We start from the raw sequence: 2,345 nt of genomic DNA, 5'->3' as shown, positions 1-2,345 counted from the left end.
GAGCTGCACATCAAGCCGAACAAGGATGCGACGTATGCGCCGGTGGCGATGGTGCTGGCGGAGTCGCAGCGATTGGGGTTGACGAAGCTGGGGATAGTGGGATCGGAACAGTTCCTGCAGTAAATGGGTCTTAACGACCTGACACGGAAGGCAGCCATGGGCTGCCTTTCTTTTCGTGATGAGTGCCGAGAGGGACGAACAATGAAAATGAGAGCATTAGCCTTGGCTGTCTTGTTTGCGGGACAGGCTTGGGCGCACGGCGTGTCGGGCATCGATGCCGCCAATTTCAATGCCAATGTGCGGCCGCAGGACGACATCTATCTGGCGGTCAATGGCAAGTGGCTGGATACGCATGAGATCCCCGCCAGCGAATCCTGGGACGGCGCTTTCAAAGAATTGCGCGATCTGAGCGAGGCTCGCAGCCGCAGCCTGATTGAAACGGCTTCCGCGAAAAATGACGCGGCTGGCAATGAGCGGAAGATTGGCAACTTGTACGCCAGCTTCATGGACGAGGCGGCGGCGGAAAAGCTGGGGCTGCAGCCGATTGAGACCGATTTGCAGGCGGTGACCATGTTGTCAAGCCGTGGCGAACTGGCGCGGCTACTGGGCAGTTGGCAGTCCAGCAATGTCAAATTGCCGATCGGCCTGTATGTGAACATCGATGCGAAGAATGCCACCGCCTATCTGCCAGAGCTTTACCAGAGCGGCCTGGCCATGCCGGATCGTGATTACTATCTGGGCAAGGATGCGCGTTTTGTCAAAATGCGCGAAGCGTACCAAAACTACTTGGCGCGGCTGTTTCGTCAGGCCGGCTATGCCCAGCCGGACAAGCGCGCCAAGCGAGCGATGGCGCTGGAAACCAAATTAGCCCAGTTGCAGCGCAGTCGGGTGGAAAATCGCGATCCGCAAAAAACCTACAACAAGATGACGCCGGCGCAGCTGGCCAAACTGGCGCCCAAAGTCGACTGGCATGGTTTTTTTGCTGCCGCGGGAATGACGGGCGTGGCCGAATTCAACGTGGCGCAGCCGGAGTATGTGTCCGGCGTGGCCAAGCTTTTGCAGAAAGAGCCCCTGCTGAATTGGCAGGACTATCTGATCGCGCACATTCTGGACGGCTATGCCCCGTATCTGAACAAGGCGATGGTAGAGGCGCGCTTCGACTTTTACGGCAAGGCTCTGTCCGGCACGCCGGAACAACGCCCGCGCTGGAAGCGCGGCGTCCAATTGGTGGAGTCGTCGTTGGGCGAGGCACTGGGCCAGTTGTATGTGGCCAAGCATTTTCCGCCTGAGAATAAGCTGAAGATGCAGGAGCTGGTGGACAATCTGATGCAGGCTTATCGGCAAAGCATAGACGGCTTGAGTTGGATGGGGCCGCAGACCAAGCAGGCTGCGCAGCTCAAGCTGTCCAAGTACATGCTGAAGATTGGCTATCCCGAGCATTGGCGCGACTACGCAGGACTGGAGATCAAAGCCGATGATCTGGTCGGCAACGTCAAGCGCGCCAACCGTTTTGAATACCAATGGCAATTGTCCCACTTGGGCAAGCCGGTGGATCGCAGCGAATGGGGCATGACGCCGCAAACGGTCAATGCGTATTACAACCCATCTCAGAATGAGATTGTATTTCCTGCGGCTATTTTGCAGCCGCCGTTCTTCAATGGCGCAGCCGATGACGCGGCCAACTATGGCGGGATTGGCGCGGTGATTGGCCATGAGGTCAGCCATGGTTTTGACGATCAGGGCAGTCAGTATGATGCCGATGGCAATTTGCGCGACTGGTGGACAGCTGAGGACAAGGCGCGTTTCCATGAGCTGACCAGCAAGCTGGTGGCGCAGTATGAGGCGTACGAGCCGCTGCCCGGCAAGCATATCAACGGCAAGCTGACCTTGGGCGAGAATATTGCGGATAACGTGGGCTTGCAGATCGCTTACAAGGCTTACCAGTTGTCTCTGGCGGGCAAGCCTGCGTCCGTGATTGACGGCATGAGCGGCGATCAGCGCTTCTTCTATGGTTTTGCGCAGATCTGGCGCGGCAAGATGCGTGACGAGGCCTTGCTGCAGCGTTTGGTGAGCGATCCGCATTCGCCGGAGGCGTTCCGCGCCATCGGCGCCGCATCCAATAGCGACGCGTTTCAGCGCGCGTTTGAAGTGAAGCCTGGGGATAAGATGTACAAGCCAGAGGAGCGGCGCATCCGGATTTGGTAAGCCCTTGTTGTGATGGAATATGAAGCCCGCGCGATGGATTTGCGCGGGCTTTGTAATAATTAGGGCTATGTCCCAATTGTAAGTTGGTAGCCTCTCCCCACCGCTTCCTGCAAACAATGCACAGGTTGTATCTGCTGATG

1 protein-coding gene is annotated in these 2,345 nt (G+C 57.5%); it reads left to right on the top strand.

All coding sequences use genetic code 11. The features are described 5' to 3' along the window. The first annotated feature begins 222 nt into the window (after window positions 1-222). Window positions 223-2,205: a M13 family metallopeptidase gene (locus tag QUG01_RS19850; protein WP_500831595.1), complete on the top strand. Its 1,983-nt coding sequence runs from the start codon at window positions 223-225 to the stop codon at window positions 2,203-2,205. The last annotated feature ends 140 nt before the right edge of the window (window positions 2,206-2,345 follow it).

The sequence above is a fragment of the Chromobacterium sp. CCUG 76385 genome (assembly GCF_059916625.1).
Note: the sequence above shows the minus strand (reverse complement) of the source record. Positions and strands in the feature narration are given on the sequence as shown.